Origin of the sequence: Paenibacillus campinasensis, from assembly GCF_002272015.1 — a bacterium.
GTDB lineage: Bacteria > Bacillota > Bacilli > Paenibacillales > Paenibacillaceae > Paenibacillus_AQ > Paenibacillus_AQ campinasensis.
Genome location: NZ_NPBY01000048.1, coordinates 12405 through 35654, shown reverse-complemented (window position 1 = coordinate 35654; position 23250 = coordinate 12405). Strand labels below are relative to the sequence as shown.

Annotated in this window: 26 protein-coding genes; 6 read left to right on the top strand and 20 right to left on the bottom strand. The window is 51.5% G+C overall.

Features of this window, described 5'->3' with window-relative positions:
- Positions 1-248: 248 nt before the first annotated feature.
- The 4 genes from CHH67_RS16555 to CHH67_RS16540 form a co-directional block, all read right to left on the bottom strand.
- The gene (locus tag CHH67_RS16555; protein ID WP_095266310.1) at positions 249-986 is read right to left on the bottom strand and encodes a GTP pyrophosphokinase; all 738 of its coding nucleotides are present in this window, start codon (positions 984-986) and stop codon (positions 249-251) included.
- Positions 987-1242: 256 nt separating this feature from the next.
- Positions 1243-1923 (bottom strand): hypothetical protein, encoded by a 681-nt coding sequence (locus tag CHH67_RS16550; protein ID WP_095266309.1) that lies wholly within the window; start codon positions 1921-1923, stop codon positions 1243-1245.
- A gap of 185 nt (positions 1924-2108) precedes the next feature.
- On the bottom strand, positions 2109-2666 hold the full coding sequence (locus CHH67_RS16545) for an HAD family hydrolase (RefSeq protein WP_095266308.1): 558 nt from the start codon (positions 2664-2666) through the stop codon (positions 2109-2111).
- A 102-nt stretch (positions 2667-2768) separates the two neighbouring features.
- Positions 2769-4496, bottom strand: coding sequence for an RNA polymerase sigma factor (locus CHH67_RS16540; RefSeq protein WP_095266316.1), 1728 nt, complete (start codon positions 4494-4496; stop codon positions 2769-2771).
- Between the two features lie 438 nt (positions 4497-4934).
- Between CHH67_RS16540 and CHH67_RS16535 the strand changes: the two genes are divergently transcribed.
- Both CHH67_RS16535 and CHH67_RS16530 read left to right on the top strand, forming a co-directional pair.
- Complete coding sequence (locus tag CHH67_RS16535; RefSeq protein WP_095266307.1) at positions 4935-5504, top strand: thymidine kinase; 570 nt, start codon at positions 4935-4937, stop codon at positions 5502-5504.
- 67 nt (positions 5505-5571) lie between these two features.
- Positions 5572-5784: a hypothetical protein gene (locus CHH67_RS16530; RefSeq protein ID WP_095266306.1), complete on the top strand. Its 213-nt coding sequence runs from the start codon at positions 5572-5574 to the stop codon at positions 5782-5784.
- A gap of 61 nt (positions 5785-5845) precedes the next feature.
- Here the strand turns inward: CHH67_RS16530 and CHH67_RS16525 are convergent, their stop codons facing one another.
- Entirely contained in the window at positions 5846-6712 is an 867-nt protein-coding gene (locus CHH67_RS16525; RefSeq protein ID WP_095266305.1) for a YitT family protein, read from the bottom strand.
- 472 nt (positions 6713-7184) lie between these two features.
- Between CHH67_RS16525 and CHH67_RS16520 the strand changes: the two genes are divergently transcribed.
- A complete protein-coding gene (locus CHH67_RS16520; RefSeq protein WP_095266315.1) occupies positions 7185-7805 on the top strand; it encodes a TVP38/TMEM64 family protein in 621 nt (206 codons plus the stop codon).
- Between the two features lie 148 nt (positions 7806-7953).
- On the opposite strand, the gene mnhG is transcribed toward CHH67_RS16520, so the two are convergent.
- The 6 genes from mnhG to CHH67_RS16490 are packed head-to-tail and all read right to left on the bottom strand — an operon-like array spanning position 7954 to position 13760.
- On the bottom strand, positions 7954-8337 hold the full coding sequence (mnhG, locus tag CHH67_RS16515) for a monovalent cation/H(+) antiporter subunit G (RefSeq protein WP_095266304.1): 384 nt from the start codon (positions 8335-8337) through the stop codon (positions 7954-7956).
- Positions 8321-8608 carry a Na(+)/H(+) antiporter subunit F1 gene (locus tag CHH67_RS16510; RefSeq protein WP_095266303.1) on the bottom strand — a complete coding sequence of 96 codons (288 nt, stop codon included), beginning with the start codon at positions 8606-8608 and terminating at the stop codon, positions 8321-8323. The genes mnhG and CHH67_RS16510 overlap by 17 nt, the downstream gene beginning before the upstream one ends.
- Positions 8605-9084, bottom strand: a complete 480-nt coding sequence (locus CHH67_RS16505; protein WP_095266302.1) for a Na+/H+ antiporter subunit E — start codon at positions 9082-9084, stop codon at positions 8605-8607. Before CHH67_RS16505 ends, CHH67_RS16510 begins: the two co-directional genes overlap by 4 nt.
- A gap of 5 nt (positions 9085-9089) precedes the next feature.
- Positions 9090-10571 (bottom strand): Na+/H+ antiporter subunit D, encoded by a 1482-nt coding sequence (locus tag CHH67_RS16500; protein WP_095266301.1) that lies wholly within the window; start codon positions 10569-10571, stop codon positions 9090-9092.
- Positions 10564-10902: a Na(+)/H(+) antiporter subunit C gene (locus CHH67_RS16495; RefSeq protein ID WP_095266300.1), complete on the bottom strand. Its 339-nt coding sequence runs from the start codon at positions 10900-10902 to the stop codon at positions 10564-10566. The genes CHH67_RS16500 and CHH67_RS16495 overlap by 8 nt, the downstream gene beginning before the upstream one ends.
- Positions 10903-10904: 2 nt before the next feature.
- Positions 10905-13760 (bottom strand): Na+/H+ antiporter subunit A, encoded by a 2856-nt coding sequence (locus CHH67_RS16490; protein ID WP_095266299.1) that lies wholly within the window; start codon positions 13758-13760, stop codon positions 10905-10907.
- A 242-nt stretch (positions 13761-14002) separates the two neighbouring features.
- Between CHH67_RS16490 and CHH67_RS16485 the strand changes: the two genes are divergently transcribed.
- The gene (locus tag CHH67_RS16485) at positions 14003-14242 is read left to right on the top strand and encodes a hypothetical protein (protein ID WP_095266298.1); all 240 of its coding nucleotides are present in this window, start codon (positions 14003-14005) and stop codon (positions 14240-14242) included.
- Positions 14243-14288: 46 nt separating this feature from the next.
- Here the strand turns inward: CHH67_RS16485 and CHH67_RS16480 are convergent, their stop codons facing one another.
- The 7 genes from CHH67_RS16480 to CHH67_RS16450 form a co-directional block, all read right to left on the bottom strand.
- Entirely contained in the window at positions 14289-14918 is a 630-nt protein-coding gene (locus CHH67_RS16480) for a DedA family protein (protein ID WP_095266297.1), read from the bottom strand.
- Between the two features lie 132 nt (positions 14919-15050).
- Positions 15051-15329: a hypothetical protein gene (locus CHH67_RS16475; RefSeq protein ID WP_095266296.1), complete on the bottom strand. Its 279-nt coding sequence runs from the start codon at positions 15327-15329 to the stop codon at positions 15051-15053.
- Between the two features lie 33 nt (positions 15330-15362).
- Positions 15363-15557, bottom strand: coding sequence for a hypothetical protein (locus tag CHH67_RS16470; protein WP_230875757.1), 195 nt, complete (start codon positions 15555-15557; stop codon positions 15363-15365).
- 147 nt (positions 15558-15704) lie between these two features.
- The gene (locus tag CHH67_RS16465) at positions 15705-16181 is read right to left on the bottom strand and encodes a hypothetical protein (RefSeq protein ID WP_244908225.1); all 477 of its coding nucleotides are present in this window, start codon (positions 16179-16181) and stop codon (positions 15705-15707) included.
- Between the two features lie 233 nt (positions 16182-16414).
- Positions 16415-17446, bottom strand: coding sequence for an NADH:flavin oxidoreductase/NADH oxidase (locus CHH67_RS16460; protein ID WP_095266293.1), 1032 nt, complete (start codon positions 17444-17446; stop codon positions 16415-16417).
- Between the two features lie 149 nt (positions 17447-17595).
- On the bottom strand, positions 17596-18042 hold the full coding sequence (locus tag CHH67_RS16455; RefSeq protein WP_095266292.1) for a MarR family winged helix-turn-helix transcriptional regulator: 447 nt from the start codon (positions 18040-18042) through the stop codon (positions 17596-17598).
- Between the two features lie 160 nt (positions 18043-18202).
- Positions 18203-19009, bottom strand: a complete 807-nt coding sequence (locus CHH67_RS16450; protein WP_095266291.1) for a Cof-type HAD-IIB family hydrolase — start codon at positions 19007-19009, stop codon at positions 18203-18205.
- 197 nt (positions 19010-19206) lie between these two features.
- On the opposite strand from CHH67_RS16450, the gene CHH67_RS16445 reads away from it, so the two are divergent.
- Positions 19207-20697 (top strand): aldehyde dehydrogenase family protein, encoded by a 1491-nt coding sequence (locus tag CHH67_RS16445; protein ID WP_095266314.1) that lies wholly within the window; start codon positions 19207-19209, stop codon positions 20695-20697.
- 725 nt (positions 20698-21422) lie between these two features.
- Positions 21423-21710 carry a CD3324 family protein gene (locus tag CHH67_RS16440; protein ID WP_095266290.1) on the top strand — a complete coding sequence of 96 codons (288 nt, stop codon included), beginning with the start codon at positions 21423-21425 and terminating at the stop codon, positions 21708-21710.
- A gap of 87 nt (positions 21711-21797) precedes the next feature.
- Here CHH67_RS16440 and CHH67_RS16435 read toward each other — a convergent pair whose 3' ends face one another.
- Complete coding sequence (locus tag CHH67_RS16435) at positions 21798-22331, bottom strand: hypothetical protein (RefSeq protein WP_095266289.1); 534 nt, start codon at positions 22329-22331, stop codon at positions 21798-21800.
- 155 nt (positions 22332-22486) lie between these two features.
- Positions 22487-22900, bottom strand: coding sequence for a DUF4183 domain-containing protein (locus CHH67_RS16430; RefSeq protein WP_095266288.1), 414 nt, complete (start codon positions 22898-22900; stop codon positions 22487-22489).
- Positions 22901-23250: the final 350 nt, after the last annotated feature.

Sequence of the window (23250 nt, the reverse complement as noted above, 5' to 3'; positions counted from 1 at the left end):
TTATACAGTGGGAAGCGTTGTATCCTTCGCTTGCCAACTACGCTATCGATGGTTGTCTCACGAAATAAGTCAGGCTGTCCCTTCCTTATTTCTCTCTTGATGGTCCATGGGTATCAGCATCCTTTCGGTTCCACTAACGCCAAAACGTCATTGATCCGTATTGGAGATGATGGTTTCGCTTCCCACTTGTCATATATATACCCTCACCGGTTATGATGAAACACCCTCATGCAAGATACAATCCCGCTTTAATCCCGTCCGAGCACTTCAAGCAGCGCTGGCGGGAGACTGAACTTCTGGTTGTTAATCGTAATGCTCCGCAGCTCTTCCAGCACATCTTCAGTCTCCGCATCTTTGATCGCCTGAACCTCATGGTTCAACCGCTCCATCTGCCGGTCCAGCGCATTCGCGGAATCTGCCGCCAGCTTCAGCTCTTTCAGCAGACGCTCGGGCACATCTTTATTGTATTTGTAGAAAATTTTATGCTCCAGACTTGCCCAGAAATCCATCGCAATGGTGCGGATCTGAACTTCCACACAAACCTTCTCCAGCCGATCGGAGAAAAATACCGGCACCTCCACCAGCAAATGCAGACTCTGGTACCCGTTTGGCTTCGGATTTTGAATATAATCCTTCACGTTCAGCACCGTCAAATCACTCTGGTTCTGCAGCATGTCACTGATTTTATAAATATCGGATATGAAGGAGCACGTGATGCGCATCCCTGCAATATCCTTAATGTTCTCTTCAATCGAGGTCAGGGAGATGTTGCCCCCTTTGCGGATCAGCTTCTTCATAATGCTTTCCGGCGATTTGAGCCGGGTCTTCGTATGTTCGATCGGACTGTAATCATGAAGCGCTTGAAACTCTTCCTTCAAAATTTCAACCTTCGTCTCGATTTCATCCAATGCGAATTTATATTTCATCATAAATCGCGTGATTTCATTTCGGATCATTTTGATTTGCTCGAGCTGCTGATTGGTCATCGCAAAACTTCCTTTCGATTATCGGGCTAAAATGCGATTCTAAATAAGTCCCTTCCTAATTGTAGTTGATTCCAATGGCCCATCGCAACTTTACCCAGGACGCCCGGCCCCTGGCCACAACAAAAAGCCCGCACCCTACGAATTATAGGCACAGGCTTATATGTCTGCCTTCAGTCATGCGATACATGCTTCATATCGAAGCCTTCTGCATTCGGCAACAGGCGGCAGCACTAAATATCGGAACGATCTGATCCTTCTACATACGGCTGTAGCGGCTGCGCAGCTCTGCAATCCTGGCGTGGATGCGAACCGGAATCTCTTGCCGAAGCGCATCCCATGTTGTGAAGCTGGCAGGGTCCAGTTCATAGGCCTTGAACTCATATGTCGGCGTGAAAGCACAGGACTGGAGATACGCTCGTACCCAGCCATCGATTTCATCATTCGTGGAGAAGTCCTCCGCAAACATGTCGTTGACGAGCAGCCCATCGTTGCCCGCCAGCGTGGTGCAAGCCGCGTCCGCCTGCGGCAGCAGCTCGAACAGCTCCGGAATCGGGGAGAAGGCATGTTTTCCAGGCTGTGAATACAGCTTGACCTGAGTCTCGCCGATCAGATTGCTTCGGTCTTTGCGCAGCCCCTTCAGCACGGCTCCGTGATTGCTCACCTCACAATCCAGCACGCTTCCGTCCTGGCCTACATAGACCCATACATGCTCCAGTTCATACAGATGCCCGATCTCATAGTCCCACCATATGGCATACTCCACGATGTAACCAATATCCGGCTCCCGGAAATCGAACGAGCGACGGAAGGACGGCGAAGGTCCCGGCTCGTACAGCACCGTGATGGCCACCTTGTCCGGATAAAACGGCTCCTTCAGATCAAACATGAGCAGCGGCGCGTATTTCTGCGCGATCGCCGGCACATCCTCAAGCTTCATATTCCCTACCCCATCCCTATTATCATTGATAGATGATATCCGTCCTATGCTTCCATCTTCCAGCTGCCAGCTGCCCGCACCGCGCAGGCCGCCGCATAATGAAACAGCCAGCGCCCGGAGCTTTCGCTCTACGGGACGCTGACTCGCAAGATGCTGCCATCGATTTAGCAGAAACGATCCGGAAACTAAGAAACCTTTTGCCCCGGCAGCTTGCTCTCGATCTGGTCTATGATATCGAGCAATCCCATCGGTTCATGAATGATGTAATCCGGCACCTCGGCCTCATCGGCAGGCGTCTTCGGATAACGAGGGGACCAGTCAATGAACACACTCGCGATGCCAAGCTGCTTCGCCCCCCGAACATCCCGGCTTAAATTGTTGCCCACCATCACGATGCGGCCATAGTCTTCCGGGCCAAGATCCATCGCGCCTACCGCCGCCTTGAACATGCGCGGGCTCGGTTTCTCGGCTTTAATCGTCTCGGAATAGATCAGCGCTTCGAACAGATCATATAGATCATGCTGCTGCAGCAAATTTTTAAACGACTGCGCTCTGCCGTCGGCAACAAGCGCCAGCCGATAACCTCGCTGTACCAGCGTCTTCACCATCGTATCCGCCCCGGGGATCAGTTCTCCGCGGATGACCACGCCTTCTTCATCAAAAACTTCCGTCCCCTGATCAATAAGCGTATCACCGCAATCCAAAAAAACAATCAATTCTCTCTCGCTTGTCTCCACTGGCATAAGTCCGTCCACCTTTCTGTCGATACATCATTCATTAAACCCTGTCTATGTTCGGGGAACGTTAGCTGCGCGTTAAACCTGCATGAAGATTTCCTGCACTGCCTATTCGAGCAGCGCAGCTATCGCCTTGAGTTCCCCGAGCGCCTGCCTCTCCATCTCCAACACCCGGTTTATCCTCTGCATAGCCTCAAGCGACACTTCTTCTCCATTCGGCTGACCGCCATCCGGGAAAGGAAACATCGCGTGCAGCGCATTCCACTCGACAAGCATATCGCTGTAGAGCATTCGAGCGTTTCCGAAGCGTGTAGTCAGCTCTTGATGCTGCACATCCTCCTCCGGCCATGCCGCCATAAGCTCGGCAAAAAATTCCGCCGCATAATAGCGAGCATCCCGGATAACCGCGATATTGAATGCATGGCCATTCGGCTCCACCTTACGTGCCATCAGCGATTCCGCCCAAGCCTGATAGGCATCCAGGCCTCGCACAGCCGTCGAAATCACGCTTTCCCTCCCTTCATAGAGCTCGATAGCCGTTTCTAGCGCCCGCTGAAGCTGCTGCCGCAGTGTCAGATCAGCGGAGCCTTCAATCGCCAGCACAAAAATCTCCTCCAGCACACTGCGGCCCAGATGATCGTAAGGCAGCGTATCCACCCTGCCGCACGCTTCAGCATATAACACCCTGTCTTCATCATCATAACCGAAAATGACACCGAATTCAGGAAAAAATAGGTCCCAGGCCAGCACGGGATATCCGCGATTTAACGAACTGTGAATCAGGTCCAGCGCTTGGGGCAGCGTCTGATGAATGCTGCGCTTGCTCATGGCAGACTGATCCTTCAAATCTGCAGGCATTAAATTGGTGTTCGGTCCGATCTGCTCAGACATCCCCTCCACGTACCTGGCTTGGATTCCGAGGTTGTGCAAGCCTCGCGGCAGCCCGTCGGTGAACTTATAGGCCGTCGGCCCGGCGATATGGACTTCCCCCGGAATGATATTTATCCGGAATGCATGTCCTGTAAGCCCCATCACCATCGGTAGGGATAATTTACGGTCAGTAAACTGCAGCAATTTGTAAGTTGCATCGGCAGCCGATGTCCATGTTCTCGTTTCCCGCAATGCCCCTTCATAAGGCAAAATCTTTTTAGCCATCATCCCCAAATCCCTTCTCGTTTTAATATAGGTGTCAACCGTCACGCGAAGGTTTTCCTGGACTACCTTTTTCCGCGATCTTGAAAGGATTTGATACACGTTGGATGAAGACAGATTGAACAGCCTTGCGATCTCCGCAGGGGAGAGCTGGTCGAAGAAATGCGACTCGAAGATGGCCCGCTCCCGAGGCTTCAAGCATTGGATAATATCGGTTAGCACGCGCAGCGTTTCATGCTTGATCAAGCGCTCCTCCGGCACATTTTCATGCTGAACCGCTTCATGGGCCGACCGGTTAAGCCTCCGAAGAATACCGTCTATATCCCCCGGGTCCGGAAGCGTCCCCTCTGCATGAAGGGCTCCGACTTCGGTGAACGTCTTCTCCTGTTGAAACGGCTTTGCCTTAAGCCGGGTGTAGGCCTGATTGCGAACAATGCGATGCACCCAGGGCAGAAATCGCGCGGGATCGACCAGCTTGCCCAGATGCATGAACGCCCGAATCAACGCATCCTGCACGATGTCCTCTGCCAAATAAGCCTCGCGGGTGATCGATCTGGCATAGCCGTACACCTCGGCGCGGTGGCGGCGCACAAGCTCGCCGAACGCCGCCCTTTCTCCGCGCTGTGCATGCTGAACCAGCTCATCGTCTTCCATCTCTTCCCAGCGCTCTGGGCCGTATACCATCTCTTCCAAATGTCCAAACCCTCTTTCATTTGATTGACTGTTTATAGGACTTCAGAAACGTCTGCTTTCTGACAAAAAAACGTAAAACTTATGCGACGATATTCGAAATTCATGCTTGACATGATCGCGCCTCAGAGGCGAAGAGGAAGTGAGAGGGACTGGAGAAGCAATGCGTTCACCTTTGTCCCCGGATCTCAACCGATGAAGAGTGAGTCACAAGAAATTTGGGGGCAACCGCGATCGGGAATCCCCTTATTCCCCGCGACGGCACACTTCACTAGAAGGCATGCACGGAAGTTATATTGAGTCAAATATTTCACATTTTTTTGGGGGTGATGGGTTGGACACAGCCGTTCATTAATGCGACAATATAGATTGTATGACTACATCTTAACTAGCAAGTAAAGCGCGTCCGCGTAACTGGAAAGGAACGAAAGCATGGCTCAATTATTTTACAAGTACGGAACCATGAACAGCGGCAAATCGATTGAAATTTTGAAAGTTGCCCACAACTATGAAGAGCAGAATAAACCTGTGCTGCTGTTCACTTCGGCCCTGGATGACCGGGATGCGGTCGGCTATATCTCCTCCCGCATCGGTTTTCGCAGAGAAGCAATCCCCATTTCGAATGACACGGACATTTTCTCGATCGTTAACAATCATACACCGAAAGTGTACTGCGTGCTCGTGGATGAATGCCAGTTCCTGGAGAAGGACAGCATCCTTCAACTGGTTCGGATCGTCGACGAGCTGGACATTCCGGTCATGGGTTTTGGACTGAAGAATGATTTTCGCAACGAGCTGTTTGAAGGCAGCCGCTGGATGCTCATTTATGCGGATAAAATCGAGGAAATGAAGACGATCTGCTGGTTCTGTGAGCGCAAGGCAACCATGAATCTCCGGGTGCTGGACGGTAAACCTGTCTATACCGGTGAACAAATTCTTATTGGCGGCAACGACACCTACTACCCGGTCTGCCGCAAATGCCATACCAATCCTCCTTTATAGGCAGCAGACATCATCGACACAAAAACGAAGTGCCACCCTATTCCTTCGGAAAGGAGCTGAGCAGCATATGCCCATTGTCAGGCCGCTTGTAACAGACCTGGACTTTCAAGAGGTGATGGATCGCAAGATCCCGATCCGGATTTTCCGGGACAACCATCTCATCGAAGCAGGAAGCCTGGTCATCCGGTTTACGGATGAAACGATCATTACCCAATCGGGAGTCAGCTCCCTTGGCTACTACAGCCGCGAGGAGTGCGAATTTTTTGAAATTCGAAAATGACCGCTGAACCCAAAACAAGGGCGCCTCACCATGAATGGCAGGGCACCCTTGTCTTTGCGTGTTAATGAATGCTTGATTTCTCCATACTCCCTCCCAGAACGTCCGCCACATTCTGAATGGATATAAAGGCATTTTTATCAATTTCCTGCACAACCGTCTTCAGCTTCGCCACCTCAAGCCGCGTCACCACACAATAAATGATCTGTGTCTCTTCCTGCGAATAACCTCCCTTGCCATACATCAAGGTGGTGCTTCGGCCCAGACGCTCCATGATGGCATTTGAGATTTCCTCGTATTCGCTGGATATAATCGTTACCGATTTGGACTCTTCCAAACCTTCAACCACAATATCCATCACTTTCGCAGCTATGTAATAAGCAAAAATTGAGTACATCGCCGAATCCGCGCCAAACACAAAACCGGCCGTAACAAAAATGAAGATGTTGATGAACATGATGATTTGGCCAACCGACAACCGCAGTTTCTTGGACAGCAGAATCGCCACGATTTCCGAACCGTCAAGCGCGCCTCCATACCGGATCACAAGCCCCACACCTAACCCGAGCACAAGACCGCCGAACAGCACCGCAAGAATCTTTTCATGCGTAAACGGCTCGACATGATGCAAAAAGGCAGTTGTTACCGACAGAACCGCAATGCCATACAGCGTGGAGATGGCAAACGTTTTGCCAATCTGCTTGTACCCGATAAACAGAAACGGCAAGTTGAGCAGAAACAGGAACAGACCGAGTTTCCACGCCGTCACTTCCGAAAGAACAATGGATATGCCTGTGATGCCGCCGTCAATGATCGCGTTGGGCACGAGGAAAATTTCCAGCGCCACGGCCATCAGCACGGCTCCGATCGTAATAAAGATAAACCGTTTTAAAATTTCGCCCCAAGACATTTTTTTATGTTGTTTGACCATGCACCGAACTCCTTCTGTATCGTGTCATATAAGTATTGCTTGTCAAAGAAACATTTTATTAAACGCAAGCTGGACGTGTCAATCTTTTCATATAAAGACTGGACTATGGTCCAGTAAACTCGGCAGGGATTGAGCGGGGGCGAAGAAGCTTGGACCTATTATAAGGATCTACCATTCCAGGCATGCTATTCATATGTACGCAATCGGATGATACAGGTATTCTGACCTTTACAGCGAGGAAGGCTCCGGCTTGTACTCGATATTGGAAGAAAATATGCTATAATATGGATCAGAATAACAGACGATGTATGATGCGCCTGGAGAGACGGACAGTTACATAACCTGATTCATTGTAGAGGCTGCTCACGTGTATTGGAAGCGGCTGTTATTGTGGTGTTTGTTAGCTGGACTCGATCCTCCCCGATATATGCAGATCGTCGTATTATTAGGCTACAGGGAGAGGATCTTGATCATCATGGAATGGTTGCATAATGTATGGACCCATCTTAAAGATATCGACATGAAGCAGGTAGAAACCTGGCTTCAGCAATATTCCAGCCTCGGGCCGCTGCCCGGCATACTGCTGCCGTTCATCGAAGCGTTTCTGCCTTTCTTGCCGCTCATCGTGCTGGTCATGGGCAATTCCGCCGCCTACGGCCTCTGGTGGGGCTTCCTGCTATCCTGGATTGGCGTGTCCGCTGGCTCGATCGTTGTGTTCTGGATCGTACGCAAGCTCGGAGGCACGCTCGGACTGCTCATACAGAAGCGCATGCCAGGATCACAGCGGTTCTTTCACTGGATTGAAGAGAAAGGATTTACCCCTATCTTCATCCTGTACTGCTTTCCGTTCACGCCCTCTGCCCTCATCAATATTGCAGCAGGCATCAGCACCGTATCGGCAAGCACATTTACGATCGCCGTGCTGGCGGGCAAATCGGTGATGATCTTCATGGTGGCTTTCATCGGACACGACTGGCGGGCTTTTGTTGAACAGCCGTGGCGTCTCCTGATCGCGGCTGCCGTGCTGTGGCTGCTCTGGTATATCGGCAAAAGGTTTGAGAACCGGTATCATGATGAGGGATCTCGTGCGTGACATTTATAATCCCCTTGGCTTCCGGCAAAGTATGCCGCTGCCCTTATGATCGCTAGCATGGATGATTAGGTTTAGCCCTTATAAAAAGGCTCCGCGCTTCCCCTAAAGGGATAAGCGCGGAGCCTTTCTGTTAGCCTTCCGTTTACTGTTAGCCTTCCGCTTTCTCTTGAGCCTGTTTACGTTCACGCTCCTGCTTCAAGGCAGGTTTCAGATCATCGGCAACACTCTTCTCCCACAGGGAGACGCCCGAGCGATAGGCTGCCCGGCCGTTCAGATGTCCTGCCACCGGGGCGGTAATGAATACAAACACAATCCCGAGCAGCAGCTTCGCACTGACGTGATCCAGATAGAAGGTAAAGTACAGGAACGCTCCTGCCAGAATGAGCAGGACGCCAAGTGTAGCACTTTTAGTAGCGGCGTGCGATCGCAGATACACATCCGGCAGGCGAATGAGGCCAAATGCGCTCAACGCCCCAAGCACCGAGCCAAGCAGTACAATCAAGCCGATCAGAAATTCACCGATTTGGCTCATCGCGTTCAATGACATCACCCCTCTCTATATATCTGGCCAGCGCCGTAGTACCGATAAAGGTTAGAATCCCGATCAGCAAGATGATATCGAAATAGACCTGCGTCCTGAACAGCATGCACAGCACCGCGATCATCGACAGCAGCAAAATGCCGATCGTATCCAGCGCAATAATCCGGTCGTTCATCGACGGACCCTTGATCAATCGGTACAGACAGCCGAGAATGGCAAGCGAGAGCACGACAAGCGATGTAATCAGAAATCCATCCATCATGACCGGGTCACCTCCTTGATCGCCCGCTCGAATGAGCCGCGAATTTGTTCTGCCAGCTCATCCTTGTCATTGATGTCCATCGCATGAATATAGAGCATATTCCCTTCGCGGGACACCTCCATCGTCAAGGTGCCCGGCGTAAGGCAGATCAGACAGGATAGAACGGTAATCTCCCAGTCTGTTTTCAGCTCTGTTCTGTAAGCGAAGATGCCCGGCCGAATGTTCAGCTTCGGACGCATAATCTGCCCCAGCACTGTAAAACTCGATTTCACAAGCTCCTTCAAAAACAGCAGCAGTAGAAGAATTACAGACCACAGCTTGCGCAGATAGAAGGAATTCGGCCAGAAACGGCTCAACAATCCGATCATCAGAATCCCGACCAGATAGCCGATCACAAACTGCTGGAAAGACCAGTGATTCTTCAAGAACATCCATACCAGCGCGATGATGATATTTAATACAATTTGATGGCCCATATCCTCTACTCCTTTAATACGGCTTCAATGTATAATGATGGATCCGAGAGCACCGCACCGGCCTGAGTAGCCAAGGAATACACCCACTCCGAGCCAACTCCGACCGCAACCACCACCACAGTCAGCCCAATCGCCGCAACGTAGGCCGAACGGTGAATCGGTGCCGGTTCAGCTTGGTCCATCTCTTTGCTCTCACCCCAAAACGCGGCCATAAACACCTTGATCAGGGAATACAGCACCATCAGACTCGAGGCAAGCGCCAAAGCCGTCAGCCAGTAATGCCCTTCGTCCAGGCCGCCGCGAACCAGCAGCACTTTGCCGAGGAAGCCGCTGAGCGGCGGAATGCCGACAAGCGCCAAGGCAACGATAAAGAACATCCAGCCTACCGCCGGATAACGACGCATCAATCCGCCCATACCGCCAAGCTTGTCGGTTCCTGCCCCGGCAATCAGCATGCCGCCGAGAACGAATAGAAGCGCTTTGGCCAGCATGTCGTGGATCAGATAGAATACCGCGCCGTCCAAGGAATCCCGTGTCGCAACGGAGATCCCGAAGGCGATAAAGCCTACGCTGATAATGATGTTGTAGTTGAAGATCCGCATAATATCTTTATAGGCTACAACACCGAAGGCTCCGAGAATCATCGTAGCCGCCGACATCCAGCCGATAATTTCATGGATGCCGCCCGTATCATGATAGAAAATGAGCGTAAACGTTCTAAGAATGGCATACAGCCCCACCTTGGTCAGCAGAGCACCGAACAGAGCGGAAACTGCGATTGGCGGCGCGCTGTAGGATCCCGGCAGCCAATAGAACAGGAACAATCCCGCCTTCAGTGCGAATACAATCAGGAACAGAATGCCGATCACCGACAGTACGCCGACCTGCTCCACCTCTGCGATGCGCTGGGACAGATGCGCCATATTCAGCGTGCCGACCGTGCCGTACAAATACGCTACACCCGCTACAAACAGCGTAGACGAAATGATGTTGATCAGCATGTACTTCAGCGTTTCTCTAAGCTGACGCTTCGTACCGCCGAGCACAATCAAGGCATAGGAAGCGATCAGCATCACTTCAAAGCAGACGAACAGGTTGAACAAATCTCCCGTCAGGAAGGAGCCGATTACGCCTGCCAGAAGAAACTGATAAAAAGTATAAAAATAATGCTTCTCTCGGTCTTCTCCAATCGTCCGGAACGAATAGAGCAGACAGCCTGTGGCTACAACCATCGTTGTGAGCACAAGCAAAGCCGCGAGCATATCGGCCACGAATACGATGCCATGCGGCGGAAGCCATCCGCCCATGTACAGCGTCTGAATACCTTCGGCATGGACCTGATATACCATAAATCCGGCAACCGCGATATTCACCAGCACGCTGATAACACTGATCCAGCGCTGGGCGGATATGTTGCGGGTCAAGAAAATAAGCACAATCGCTGTAAACAGCGGAATAATTAGCGGGAGCACCAATACATTATTCATCTTCCCGCCCCCTCAGCTCTTCCATATCGTCGGTGCCCAGGCGCTGATAAGCCTTGTACGCCAAAACAAAGAAAAAGGATGTTACACCAAAGCTGATTACGATCGAGGTCAAAATCAGCGCTTGCGGGAGCGGATCCGCATAGGCAGCCGCTTTCTCCCCGAGCAGCGGAGCTGCTCCGGTCTTCAGTCTGGACATCGTGAGCAGCAGCAGATGAACGCCGTGGGTTAACAAGGATGTGCCCAGAATGATCCGCAGCAGGCTCTTGGACAGAATCTGATACAAGCCCACGGCGAACAGAACGCCGATTGCAAGTGCCATATATAGTTCCACGGTTAGTTGTCCCTCCCAATCGAGTTGATAATCGTCATCGTGACGCCGACGACAGCCAGGTACACCCCGAGATCAAACAGAACGGCGGTGGCCAGCTCGGTCTCCCCAAGCAGCGGCAAGTCAAAATAATCAAAAGCATGGCTGAGAAACGGCGCGCCGAACAGGAAGGATCCGACCCCGGTCAGCAGAGCAATCATAAGACCGATGGCAGTCATTCTGCGGAACGACACAGGAATGATGTTTTTGGTCATATCCATGCCGTAAGCCATAGAGAGCAGCACCAATGCAGCTGTTGTCATCAAGCCGCCAATGAAGCCGCCGCCCGGCTCGTTGTGACCCGCCATGAACAGATACCAGGAGAACGCCAGTACGATAAAGATGACGACTCTGGAAATGGTGCGCAAAATGACATCATTGCTGTTTGGCAAATGAAGGTCGCTTGCAGCCTCCCTTTTTCCCAGAACGCCTTCGCCCGAATCCACCTTGATCAGGGCAAAGATGCCCAGGGCGGCGATGCCAAGCACCATGACTTCGAGCATCGTATCAAATCCCCGGAAGTCTACCAGGATGACGTTAACGATATTTTTCCCGCCAGCGAGGGTATAGCTTTCCTTCACAAAGAACTCGGAAATCGATTCAAACGCCCGGTCGCTGCTGGCTGCAAGTGCGATTAATGTGACTACGGCACCCGCGCCAGCAGAGATCAACAGATTTTTCCATTTCAAACTCATGGCGACCTTCTCCCGCTTCAGCTTCGGAAGATGATAGAAGCACAGCAGGAACAGCATCACCGATACGGTCTCGACAATCATCTGGGTGAGTGCCAGATCCGGTGCGCGGAAGAGGACAAAGAACAGCACAACCATGTACCCTATCGCACCTGTCAATATAATCGCCATCAGACGCGTGCGAACGAATGGCAGCACAATGGCCGGCACGACCAGGCCAATGACCGCTGCAGCTTCGTAGATGGACATCGGCGCAAATTCCGATATGTCAAAACGAATATGGTCCGTAAGCAGCAAGCTTCCACCCAGCACCGCGATGAAAAATACAAAGATATAGAGCACATAATGACGGAGCGAGCCTGTCATATAGCTCTTCGTTACCGATCTGCCGCCGCCTTCAAGCGAGCGAAGTCCCCAGTCATACAGATGATTCAGGGACAGCTTGCGGGTCAGCGCCGTGTTCAGCACCGCCAGCTTGCCATGGAGGAAATACAGCAGCGTACCGACAATAATAATGGCGATCGTCATGAATATCTCCGGCGTCCAGCCATGCCAGAATTCAATTTTCACATTGAAGCCACCCGGCTGGAGCAGCGACGGATGGATCGATGCCATGGCAGGCTCGATCAGCGAATAGCTGAGCAGGTTCGGGAACAGGCCGAACACAATCGCCAGGGAAGCCAGAATGACCGGAGGAATCAGCATGCCGATCGGGGCTTCGTGCGGCTGCTTCTCCAGCTTGTCGGACTGCAGGCGTCCAGTGAACGTTCTGAACACAAGAATCATGCTGTATACAAACGTGAACACACTGGCAATCCACGCCACAATAGGAATCAGCACTCCCCAGGTCTCTACATTCCAGAATTCCATGCTTGCGGCATGAAGAACTGCCGTGAAGAACATTTCCTTACTCAGGAAGCCGTTAAACGGCGGAAGCCCCGCCATCGAGAACGCCCCGATGACAGCCACCGTGAACGTGATTGGCATCAAGGTCATGAGGCCTCCGAGTCTTCGAATGTCCCGGGTTCCCGTCTCGTGATCGACAATGCCGACCACCATAAAGAGGGCACCCTTGAAGATCGCATGGTTCATCAAGTGGAACACCGCAGCTGTCGTTGCCTTAGTGTAAATGAGCGTATCTACGCTTCCCGAGAAATAAGCCGCAGCTGAACCGAGTCCGAGCAAGCTCATAATCAGTCCAAGCTGGCTGATCGTCGAGAATGCGAGCAGCGCTTTAAGATCGGTCTGCTTGATGGCACGGACCGAAGCGTAGATCAGCGTGACAAGTCCCGTTGCCGACACGAGCCAGAACCACAGGCTGTGTCCGGCAAACACCGGGCTAAGACGCGCAACAAGATAAATTCCCGCCTTAACCATCGTGGCGGAGTGCAGGTATGCACTGACCGGCGTCGGCGCCTCCATCGCATCCGGAAGCCAGATGTGAAACGGGAACTGAGCTGATTTCGTAAAGGCACCCAGCAGCACAAGAATCATCGCCGGAATGAAGAGCGCATGATCTGTGATCGTATGTAGATTAGAAATAATCTCCCGAACGCTGAATGTGCCTGCCATCACGTATAGCAGGATAAATCCTGCAAGCATGGCCAATCCGCCAAATACCGTGATCAGCATAGATTTCAGTGCGCCATAACGCGATCTGTCCCGGTGGTTCCAGAAAGCGATAAGCAGGAAGGATGATATGCTCGTCATCTCCCAGAAGCCATACAGCACCATGAGGTTATCCGACAGCACAACACCGAGCATGGCGCCCATAAACAGCAGCAGGTAGATGTAAAATCGGTGAACAGCTTCTTTGTTTTTATCCATATAAAAAATGGAGTACAGTACGACAAGCGAGCCTATCCCTGAGATAAGCAATGTGAATATGAGGCTTAACCCGTCCAGATAGACGGTAAAGTTAATGCCGAGCGAAGGGATCCACTCCAGCACCTCATGAACCGGATTCCCGGCCTGAATCGAAGGGATAAGACCAAGAAAATACACAAACAATAGAACCGGAACCGGAAGAATGAGCCAACCGGTGTGGATGCGCCTTGTGATCTTATAAATCAACAGTACCACCAAGGCTGCGATGAAAGGTGCCATAACGGCAAAATGCAGCGTTGACAATCTCTACTCCTCCTATAATCCGTTTTTTTCTCCTACACTAGTATTCCCCGATTTTTTGGCAAAAGACCCCCCAGAACGCAAAAAAAGCCCGCGTGTTGGCAGGCTCCTCCAGGTCAAACAAATATGCTGTTTATGTCACACTGAAAATCAGTATATCTTTAGTTTTACATTTTGTCAAAGGGATGCGGACGAATGAAAATGGCCCGTTCAGGAAATCACTTGAGGAAAAGGAGTGGTTTAATATGCGATCCAGAAAAATCGTCGTATCCGTACTTATCTTTGTGCTGATCCTGGCCTTCGGCGCCTGGGCAGAGTCTAGATTACAGGGGCGTTACAGCCAGCCCACCGTCATACCGGAGGGTGAATTCAATGTGCAAAATTATGAGACGGGGTACGACCCGCTATTCTCTCCGGAGTTCAGGCCGAGGGAGTATATAAAACTGATTCGTCCGCGCCAGGAGGTGCCGGCGAGACAGCCTTAATCGGGGCTGGGAAAGCCGACAAGGCAGCAAACCGGAGACTTCCTCCTTATCCATCGATATGAAAATTCGGCTGACTCGATTTCTTCCGCCCTCTGCGTCTGAATAACATCACAACCAGCGCGATAACAAACAGCACCGCCAGAATACCGAAGGCAAAATACCCGCACTGGCTAATGAATGTGCTAATATGAGCGACGACCTGATCCCCGAGAAACCGGCCGATCGAGAAATAAAGGGTCGTCCATATCAGGGAAGCAGCGTAGGAGAACAGCGCAAACCGGATATACTTCATCCCCTTCATCCCTACCGCGTAAGGGGTGACATTCCTCAGAATGGGCAGAAACGCGCTGATGCATATCGCATAGTTTCCGTATTGGCGCGTGAGCCGTTCCGAGAGCCTCAGAAAACGTCCAATCGCTTGGCGGTCCGCGTACCGTTCAAGCAGCCTGCCAGCCGTATATCTGCTTAACGTGTATCCAACGGTGGCGCCGGAGCATACTCCCAGATAGATCATGAAAAAGGATGGTGCTGTCGCCAGCAGTCCGGAAGCGGCCAGAGCTCCTCCTGTCATGGCCACCACCTCGTTCGGGACCGGAAGCCCGACAACTCCGAGGCATAGTACAAGAAATAATGCGTAGTGTCCAAATTGCTCGATAAACATCAACAATGTATCCAAGCAGGTGGCCTCCTAATCATAGCGGCTTCATATATTGTTCTAGAATATATGAAGCGTTCTCACCTAACAACAGACCATAGTTTTGGATGATAACCAGACCTTAGACCAGGGAACCGGCAGCTTGAGCAGTTTTTATAAATTTCTGAACGCTTGGATGAATGGATCCGGATCTTCCTTAACCGTGTATGCATATACGCCCTGCTGGGTGTGCAAATACAAGAATCCCTCCGTGCCTCCGCCCATCTTGCGGTAGGACAAGTCAAACACCTGCGCAATCGGGAACTCCCTGTAGGCGGTGACAACCCGGTCTTTGTACAAGTACATGGTTCGCTCCTGTTCCACGGTCCGCTGCTCAATCGCAGTCACTTCTCTTCGAATTTTGTAATACGTCTGGACGGCAATCCAGGACATCGCGCTCCCTCCAGGTGAATATTTGGGTATGTATCAAGCCTTGTCCTTCTTGCTGCGGGAACGGCTGATCCGGTCCAGTAGCTCGAGCGCCCCAATGAACAACACAAACAAAATGAATAACGCAGCAGCCTTCCACGGCTCGATGAGCCCGACTGCAGATGTTGTGATCCCTGCAGCCCCTACAATAATGATACCTAGAACAGACAGCTTCCAACCTGTAAACATCATAAATTCTCCTTGCTTGACGAGAGATAGCCAAATGGTTAACCCCTATTATACTATTACCCTGCGCCGATTTCGAATGTAACGGACATGAAAAAAAGCACTTGCCTCGTCTTTGAGGGCAAGTGCTTTGGGGTCTTATGCAAGCATAGATCAAGGCATCGTCGACGGTGCCGTCCGCGTTTGCGGCCCGATCTTCTTCAGTGGAATACGATGCATTTCCGCCCAGCGGGAGAGCTCGCCAACGCCTTCACTGTCCTTGTCCTTGAACTTGAAGCGGCAATGCATCGGGGTGACTTGCTTGCCTCTAAGGCTCAGCTCAAACGTCGCCTTGCCGCATCCTGAAATGCGAATTTCCTGGACTTGCTCAGCCGATACCGACGTTCCGTTAACAACAATTGTGTCCGCATTCGGATCGATCTCGATTTCCCGTTTGATCAGTCGCGCGTAGCTTTCAATGACCAGCCCTGCCGCAATGATCACATTGATCCCCATCTGGATATAGAACAGAACCGGATAAGCAAATGCCGTCCAGGCCGCAACCTGAAACATGGCGATGCTGACCAGCAAAGAGACAAGCAGCACATCCTTGATGCGGGTGGAATATTGAATGGCGTATTTCAATATCATCAACTCCCATTAGCCTGTAAGGGTTTTCAGGCCCTTTTCTCTTATTATATCACCATTGTACATAATTTTGACACATTTATTTCACAGTTCTGTCGAAATTATAATTTGATTTCCAGGAGACGATATGCTTGTCGGCAAAAAGAAAAAAGCCTCTCCGGGAAGAAGGCGCCGCGCTGCGGCGATATCCCGGAAAGGCTCTGTATCGGATCCATATTCGATTCTACATGAGGAAATTATCTTCTCGGGAACCCTGGCAGGTACTGCTTCGGCACATCGATTTCCTTGCGAAGCTGTGCAGCCGCCTCCAGCGTCCAGTACGGATTGCGGAGCATGCCTCTGCCGACCGCAACAAGATCGGCATCGCGGTTACCGATGACGGCGTTCGCCAGTCCCGCCTCATCCAGTCTCCCGACCGCGATGACCGGCACCTGCAGTCCTTCCTTGATCTGTCTGGCCAGAGGAACCTGGTAAGCGACATGAGTGCCCGGTTTGCCCTCCGCTGCAATCGGGCCTTCGCCTCCAGCGCTCACATGGAACATGTCGACGCCCGCTTGCTGATATTCTTTGGCCAGCGCCAGACTTTCCTTGATGCCGTAGCCGCCTGCAACGTATTCCTGTGCAGAAATGCGCATAATAAGCGGCATGTCCGCAGGCATTTCTTCCTTCGCTGCCTTGATGATCTGCTTGCCGAACAGCGCAAGGTCTTGACCATATTCATCCGTGCGCTGGTTCGTGAGCGGCGAATGGAACTGGTGAATCAGGTAACCGTGGGCCCCGTGCAGTTCAATGGCGTCAAAGCCCGCCTGAACAGCGCGCCGAACCGAGCGGCGGAATTTCTCAACCATTTCGCGCACCTCTTCGGTTGTGAGCGCTCTTGGCGTCTTGGAGTTCTCGTCAAAAGCAATGGCCGACGGCGCAACCGGCGTGCTGGCATCCTCCGCTTTCCGACCCGCATGCGCGATCTGGATCGCCGCTTTGGCACCGTGCGCATGAATGGAATCCACAATGCGGGCAAGCGCAGGAACCTGCTCATCAGACCACAGGCCCAGATCATAGTCGGTAATCCGGCCGTCCGGCTCTACGTCCGTCATTTCTATAATGATAAGCCCGGCTCCGCCAATGGCGCGGCTGGTGTAGTGAACATAATGCCAGTCGTTGGCGATGCCGTCCTTGTTCGTGACGGAATACTGACACATCGGTGGCATAACGACCCGGTTTTTCAGCTCCAGGCCTTTGATTGTATAGGGAGTAAACAGGTTCTCCATGGTCACATCTCCTTATTCTATATCCAAATTATATGCATGCGCATGCATTTAAAATACCAGACCTGTTGGTTGACGTCAAGTCAAGAAAAGATCGGACAGCAGGCGTAAATCGTTCGGACAAGCGCTCTAGAGCACCTGCCGGTTGATGTCTATGGCTGATTGTTGTTCAATCGGCTCATGACCGCCTGCAGTCCATGCATGATTTTGTCATTGCCCAGCAGTTCCCGCTCTAACACAAGGTTGACCGCTGCCGACGCTTTACTCAGCTTGTCTTCTCCGATCGGGGTCAGCGAGGTGTACACGCCCCGGCGGTCATCGTCGCATATTTTTCGCTCCAGTGCGCCGCAGCCCTTCTCTTCGAAGCGGCTGACCAGCCTCGACATGGCGCTCTGGCTTAATCCTACCATGCTCTGCAGCTGCTGCAGACGCAGCTTCTTCTCCGGGGCTTCGGACAGGAACAGAAGCACATAAAACTCATTCAGCGACATGTCAAACTCTCGCTGAAGCATCGTTTCCAGCTCATGATTAATTATCGTGTGAACATACGTTAAAGACAGCCAATCGGTAAGTATTCCCGGTCCCTGATGTGCTGACATCCTTGCATTCACCTGCTCTTCTGTAGTGATCAACCGCCTCGGCGTGAAGCCGGATTGCACCGTGTTGATTACTTATCATATCAAGCAGCTGTTCAAGTCGTCAAACAGGATGCCCAAGGAATGGCATGGCTGCATCCCCCTGAAGTACGCTGGCCGGTCATCAGCTTATCGGCTTTAGCTCCGGCTTCCCGTCAAGCAAGCCGAGCATTTGAAGCCCATGCTGAATGCCATCCTCATCCACGGCCCGGGTAACATAACGTGCCGCCTTCTTCACAATATCCGGCGCATTGCCCATCGCCACCCCATGACCAACATAGCCAAGCATTTCTACATCGTTTAAATAATCGCCGAAAGCGACCACATCTTCAGCCTGGACACCAAGGGCCGTAATCAACCGTTTGATCCCCTCTGCCTTGGACCCGCCAGAAGGCAGCGCATCCGTTCCGACATCCCCCCAGCGCACAAAATCAATCTGATCCTGAAATTGCCGGATATACATTTCTTCCTCTTCCTCGGTACAGAACAGAACGACTTGATATATCGGCTCATTCAAATAGTATTCCGGATCATACGCCGGTATCGTCATCTTCAGCTCCCCCCATGTGGAGTCAATGTGAACATGCTGCGGAACGCTCATTCGCATCTGCTCGCTTCCGGCATAGATCAGCGGATGGTCATGGGAAGCTGCAAGCTCGGTGAGCTTCTGCAGCTGGTCGAGTGAAATCGGATTTTGATACACCGGTTTGCCCTTATACACAACGTATTGGCCATTCAAGCTGACATACGTATCGATATCCAGCTCCCTTCGCACATCTTCAAATCCGCTCGGAGCCCGCCCTGTCGCAATCGCCACATCATGCCCCGCCTCCTGCAGCCGCCGGATCGAATCCCGGGTGCTTGGCGGGATCTGTTTATCATGATCAAGCAAGGTTCCGTCAATATCGAAAAATATCATTCTTTTTGTCAATTCTCTCGCCTCCCAGCTAAGTGTGCCCAACGTTATTGTAAATGATGAAAAGCATTCCAGAGCAAGTGCTATTCCATGAATTCAGATCCGTGCAGGCTCTCCTTCTGTTCATCCGAAGGACAGACGCCAAAGAATATTTCCCGCAAGCCCATCTCATAATAACCCTCAGATTCATTAAAGAAGAGAGGTTATGGCTGATGACTACGATGGAAACGAACCAGCCTCTTGCCGTATATGCGATTATTAACGGTGAGAAGGTGGAATCAGAACAGCAGTTCCCGCGCGAAAATCCTGCGAATCCTAACGAAATTGTATGCTATGCGCCTGTCACGACACGCGAGCAGGCTGCCCAAGCCATCGATGCCGCTTATGAAGCGTTCAAAACCTGGAAATGGACATCTGTGGACGATCGCATCACGCGGATGCGCCGAGCGATTGCCAAATTGAAGGAAGCAACTCCCGAGCTGGCCCGGCTGCTGTCGCTCGAGCATGGGAAACCGCTGTACGATTCCGAGGGTGAATTTGCCATCTCGATCATGTGGATGGAATTCGCCTGCGACAATGTCAAGGAAGCAACGCAAGAGGAATACAAGGAGCATGAAAAAGGCAAAACGATCATCACCCATGACCCGATCGGCGTCGTTTCTGCCATTTCTCCCTGGAACTATCCGATCTCTTTATCCACGATCAAGATCGCTCCAGCACTGCTGGCTGGCAACACGCTCGTGCTGAAGCCTAGCCCGTTCGCTCCGCTGGCCGTCACTAAGGTGGTCGAGATAATTGCCCATGAATTTCCGCCGGGGGTCATTAACATTGTCCACGGCGAAGCCGATGTCGGCGTGGAGCTGACGTCCAACCCGAAGGTGGCCAAAATCGCCTTTACCGGCGGCACCAATACCGCCAAGCATATTATGAAGGCTGCTTCAGAGACAATCAAAAAGATGACGCTGGAGCTGGGCGGAAACGATGCCGCCATCATTCTCCCCGGCTTCGATGTCAACAACAAGAAAGATATGCGACGGATTGTCATCTCCAACTTTTTGACAGCTGGGCAGATCTGCATGATTGCCAAACGAATGTATGTACACCGCTCGATCTATGATGATTTTGTTAAAAAATATGTTGAAGCTGCCAATCAATGGATACGGGTCGGCGGACCGTTCAATCCGAATACAACCGTCGGCCCCGTCAACAACAAAAACCAGAAGGAATATGTACAAAAACTGGTTGATGACGCAAGGAATAAAGGCGCAGAAGTTATTAAGCTCGGCGAAATTATCGATCCGGAGCTGTTCGAGCAAGGCTACTTCCTGCAGCCGACACTCGTGCTCGGATGCGATTACCGCGATCCCATCGTGGTCGAGGAGCAATTCGGCCCGACGGTGCCGTTGTTAGTTTATGATGATATCGAGCAAGTGATTGAACTGCATAATGAAAGCATCTACGGCCTTACAAGTTCCGTGTGGGGACCGGAGGAAGAAGCGATCAAGGTTGCCCGCCGCATTGAAGCAGGCACCACGATGATCAACACTGCTGCCGTTCAGGGCCTGGATGTGCGCTTCCCGTTCGGCGGTGTCAAGCAGTCCGGCGTTGGCCGCGAATACGGGATAGATGGCATTATCTCCTACACGGAGACCCATGTGATCAATTTGCCGAACGAGCTTGATCTGCCGTACATTCCGGAGTAAAGTCCAGTCAACCTGGGGGCAGGGTAACGCTCTATTCATTACTCTTGCACGTTTAATACGAATGGTAAAAAACAATTAAGCTTGTTTATTCACTGGGCTCCGTAAGCCGTCTGTGGTTAAATAGACTTATCCGGCCGGATAAGTTGATTCGAAAGGAGGCTGAATGCATTGATTCAGAATAACGAGGTGGTTTCCGCGTAAGCGGACGCCGCATCAAGGGGAGCCCGGTTAGGGCTCCCCTTTTGAATAACTCATTGTTCTCAGGGCGTCCAGCGTCAAGTGCGGTCAAGTGCGACTTCTCGGTGCTATAATAGACTTGCAGCCTGATAGGGTAGCTGTATGCGATGAACGGACATGGAGCCGATTTTTATAAACCGAATCACTAAGGAACCCCCGGTCTGGTAAAAAACAATTAATATTGTTTTCTCTCTTGCTTTTCCATATCATTCTATGGCTTAATATACATGTCGGGCCGACGAAATGAGCGGAAAGGAGGCTGAACGAATTGATTCAGATCCACGAGGTGGTATTCGCGTAAGCGAATACCCGTTACCAGGGAGCCCCTCGGGGCTCCCTATATATTTTTGACTGTGAACTCGAATATGACGAAGAATGCAATGAAACCCATTTAAATTTCACGAAAGGAGGAGGGAAAGCATGATCAATGCAATTGTTTTGAAACCTAACGATAACTTGCAGTTGGATACAGAAAGAGGAGGGTATCGATGGGCCAATACAAAAACGGAAGAGAAGTGCTTCCCCCCGAGCTGCTGCAGCAAATTCAACAGTATATAGACGGAGAACTTCTCTACATACCGAAACAAAGCGAGCAAAGAGCCGGCTGGGGTGAACTAAGCGGTTCCAAAGAACGCATTAAACGACGCAATTTGGAGATGTACCGCGCCTACTGTAAAGGACGGACAATCGAAGAATTGGAACGGACCTACTACCTGTCAGGGGAAAGCGTCCGCAAAATTATTAGTAAACTTAAACTTACCCGTGTGGGGAGCTAAGGCGGTGAGAGCCTGCGGCTCTACCTGCGGATTTATAAATAGGACTGTTCCCACAAGGGGCCAGTCCCTTTCAATTTTTATCCGGATTTATCCCCGTTCATCCTCGCTCAAATCCCACCGATGCCGATATTTCTCCAGCCGCGGATGCACATACTGCGGCTCCGACAACAGAATCAATCGCAGCTTCACGATCCAATCCTCGAACGAGCTGAACGACGCAAAGGCGTTGGCCATTTCCCCAGTCAACAGCACAAAATACGGCCCGTTGTACTTATCAACAAGATGGCGAAGCGCTGTATCCATCGGCGTATATTTTCTCCGTTTGGATTCAAAGGACTCCAGCACGATGCTTTGACCTTCCTTGTCCATCATCCATTCTTCCAATTCCCGCTCCCGCTTGTAAAAAGGTCTCACTTTGCCCTTGAACATCCGTTTGGCCGTCTCTTCATGCAGCGGATACAGAACCAGTCTGGAGAACGATCTTCTATGCATCAGCTTCACAGCATCCTCAAGCAGAGGTAGCTCCACAGGCTCAAACAGATCATAATAGATTAAAGTCCCCTTGCTGCCGGTTGCTGGCGGCTCATAACCATAAGGCACATATTCCAAATTGCGCGGCACTGTCTCCCCTCCTTCCTGCTGTCGTATTGTAACTTTAACCTTCCCGGCATACGTTGAAAATAAGCATCGCTCTCCCGTATGTATTCCAGGCCTAGACTTCGGCTTCTATGATAAGGGTTGTCCCTGGCACCGCCAGGGACAACTTGCTCATGCCATCAGCTAATAATCGTAATCGTAGGCGCCGAAATTGTAGGCTGGGCTGTGATCGTTGAAGAAGTGCCTGCGAAACTTCCAATCTCGATCAGAACAGGAACGCCGACTGGCACATCAATCGCATCCAGCACTAAATCGGTGGTAGATAGTGTGAAGAGTGAAGCTTGCTGCAGCATTCCATTAATATACACATTGACATAGTCTGTCGCCGCCAAAGCCGGAAATTCCGTAATGAGCGCCCCGGAATCATCAATGAAGCTCCCTGCCGGCATGGTCGTGGCATCAGCACCGATCATTTCCGCCGCTACAGCGGCAAAAAATCGCGTAACCGCAGGTGTTACTGTCGTTGTGATTTCACCCCCGGTAGCAACCGGCTCGCTGGCAATCGCCGTAATCACGGGTTTGATAACAGGCATGCGGTTTCCCCCTTCCCTATCCAGAAATATGCGTGTTCACGATCAGCAGCTTAGGATGCTGCTATCTTATTAAATGTTCGATCACCGACTTTGGATTCAGACAACAAACTAGATTCTATCATTCATTGCAAGTTTTTCGGCAATATTCCATCGGCCTATGTGGACGTCTATTCCGATAGCGGGGTCCGCGCATATGTTACCGTAAAGACAGACAGGAGGAGGTGATTTATCTGGGCCAATGCGTTAGCAAGACCGCAGCAAGATCCCTGCGCCGCTGCAAGATCAAGAAGCGTGGGCAGCGAAGCAGACGGCGCCTCTGTTCCCGAAGACGGCCCCGGCAAGGCCGTTCC

Bases quoted from the DNA above. Each gene is read 5' to 3' on its own strand.
- CHH67_RS16500 (WP_095266301.1), bottom strand. From the start codon at position 10,571: ATGAATAATGTATTGGTGCTCCCGCTAATTATTCCGCTGTTTACAGCG.
- CHH67_RS16510 (WP_095266303.1), bottom strand. From the start codon at position 8,608: ATGATGGATGGATTTCTGATTACATCGCTTGTCGTGCTCTCGCTTGCC.
- CHH67_RS16430 (WP_095266288.1), bottom strand. From the start codon at position 22,900: ATGCCTGTTATCAAACCCGTGATTACGGCGATTGCCAGCGAGCCGGTT.
- CHH67_RS16505 (WP_095266302.1), bottom strand. From the start codon at position 9,084: ATGGGCCATCAAATTGTATTAAATATCATCATCGCGCTGGTATGGATG.
- CHH67_RS16455 (WP_095266292.1), bottom strand. From the start codon at position 18,042: ATGTCAGCACATCAGGGACCGGGAATACTTACCGATTGGCTGTCTTTA.
- CHH67_RS16475 (WP_095266296.1), bottom strand. From the start codon at position 15,329: ATGTCCTGGATTGCCGTCCAGACGTATTACAAAATTCGAAGAGAAGTG.
- CHH67_RS16535 (WP_095266307.1), top strand. From the start codon at position 4,935: ATGGCTCAATTATTTTACAAGTACGGAACCATGAACAGCGGCAAATCG.
- CHH67_RS16525 (WP_095266305.1), bottom strand. From the start codon at position 6,712: ATGGTCAAACAACATAAAAAAATGTCTTGGGGCGAAATTTTAAAACGG.
- CHH67_RS16545 (WP_095266308.1), bottom strand. From the start codon at position 2,666: ATGCCAGTGGAGACAAGCGAGAGAGAATTGATTGTTTTTTTGGATTGC.
- CHH67_RS16460 (WP_095266293.1), bottom strand. From the start codon at position 17,446: ATGGAGAACCTGTTTACTCCCTATACAATCAAAGGCCTGGAGCTGAAA.
- CHH67_RS16540 (WP_095266316.1), bottom strand. From the start codon at position 4,496: ATGGTATACGGCCCAGAGCGCTGGGAAGAGATGGAAGACGATGAGCTG.
- CHH67_RS16465 (WP_244908225.1), bottom strand. From the start codon at position 16,181: ATGATATTGAAATACGCCATTCAATATTCCACCCGCATCAAGGATGTG.
- CHH67_RS16555 (WP_095266310.1), bottom strand. From the start codon at position 986: ATGACCAATCAGCAGCTCGAGCAAATCAAAATGATCCGAAATGAAATC.
- CHH67_RS16485 (WP_095266298.1), top strand. From the start codon at position 14,003: ATGCGATCCAGAAAAATCGTCGTATCCGTACTTATCTTTGTGCTGATC.
- CHH67_RS16550 (WP_095266309.1), bottom strand. From the start codon at position 1,923: ATGAAGCTTGAGGATGTGCCGGCGATCGCGCAGAAATACGCGCCGCTG.
- CHH67_RS16470 (WP_230875757.1), bottom strand. From the start codon at position 15,557: ATGATGTTTACAGGTTGGAAGCTGTCTGTTCTAGGTATCATTATTGTA.
- CHH67_RS16530 (WP_095266306.1), top strand. From the start codon at position 5,572: ATGCCCATTGTCAGGCCGCTTGTAACAGACCTGGACTTTCAAGAGGTG.
- CHH67_RS16445 (WP_095266314.1), top strand. From the start codon at position 19,207: ATGACTACGATGGAAACGAACCAGCCTCTTGCCGTATATGCGATTATT.
- mnhG (WP_095266304.1), bottom strand. From the start codon at position 8,337: ATGAGCCAAATCGGTGAATTTCTGATCGGCTTGATTGTACTGCTTGGC.
- CHH67_RS16440 (WP_095266290.1), top strand. From the start codon at position 21,423: ATGGGCCAATACAAAAACGGAAGAGAAGTGCTTCCCCCCGAGCTGCTG.